The following is a 1,311-nucleotide window of genomic DNA, read 5'->3' as shown; positions in this document are numbered from 1 at the left end:
GCGGCGGACGCGGGGATTCCCATCTGGGGCGACGTTGAACTGGCGTGGCGGGTGCGCGAACGCGCCGGCCGGCGAACCGCCGAATGGCTGGCCATCACCGGTACGAACGGCAAGACCACGACGGTGGGGATGGCCGAATCCATGCTGCAGGCGGCCGGGCTGCGCGCCATCGCCGCCGGCAACGTCGGCACGCCCATCCTGGACGCGGTGCGTGATCCCATCGGCTACGACGTCATCGCCGTCGAGCTGTCGAGCTTCCAGCTGCACTGGACCCACACCATGTCCCCGCTGGCCTCCGTGGTGCTCAACGTGGCCGAAGACCACGTGGACTGGCACGGGACCTATGAGGCATACCTGGCCGACAAGGCCAGGATTTACGAGCGGACCAGGATCGCGTGCGTCTACAACGCCGAGCAGCGCGAGACCGAGGAGATGGTCGAGGAGGCCGACGTCGTCGAGGGCTGCCGGGCAATCGGCTTCACGACCGGAATGCCGGCGGTCAGCATGGTCGGCGTCGTGGAGAACCTGCTCGTGGACCGGGCCTACATCGAAGAACGCCGGGACTCCGCAACCGAACTGGCCGGCCTCGGCGACCTGGGTGACCCGGCGCCCCGGCACCAGGTGGCCAACGCCCTGGCCGCCGCCGCCCTGGTCCGGGCGTACGGCGTGGAACCGGCCGCGGTCCGCGAAGGACTGCGGCGGTTCGATCCCGGGGCACACCGGATCCAAAAGGTGCTGGAGCACGCCGGCGTGCTCTGGGTCAATGACTCCAAGGCGACGAACCCGCACGCGGCTTCGGCCTCGCTGGCGTCGTTCTCCTCGGTCGTGTGGATCGCCGGGGGACTGTCCAAGGGCGTCAGCTACGACGAGCTGATCGCCGACCACGCGCGCAGGCTGAAAGCGGTGGTGCTGATCGGCAGGGACAACACCGCCCTCCTGGCCTCGCTGCAGCGACACGCACCGGATGTCCCGGTCCTCCACGCGCACCCGGGAGACACTGGAAACAGCGCCCCGGAGGCGGAGGACACTGACGGCGAAACCGTGATGGCGGCGGCCGTGGAAGCGGCAGCGGGCATCGCCGCCGGCGGGGACACCGTGCTGATGGCGCCGGCAGCCGCCTCGATGGACCGGTTCACGTCCTACGCCCACCGGGGCAATGCGTACATGGAAGCAGTCCGCCGGTACGGAGAGGGACAGGCACCGTCGACTAAGGAGCAGTAATGGCCACCACCCGCAGCGGAAGCCGGACACCGGCCCCCGCCGCTGCCCGCGGACACGCCGCTCCCGGCACGAAGCCCGCCCCCGAAGGCC

The 1,311-nt window shown here is 70.4% G+C and carries 1 protein-coding gene; it reads left to right on the top strand.

The features are described from left to right. Positions 1–1,221 (top strand): UDP-N-acetylmuramoyl-L-alanine--D-glutamate ligase (gene murD, locus AC5RUJ_RS16505; RefSeq protein ID WP_494156273.1); only part of this gene is annotated, 1,221 nt, incomplete at its 5' end. Positions 1,222–1,311: the final 90 nt, after the last annotated feature.

Source organism: Arthrobacter sp. Y3223164 (assembly GCF_059091005.1).
Note: the sequence above shows the minus strand (reverse complement) of the source record. Positions and strands in the feature narration are given on the sequence as shown.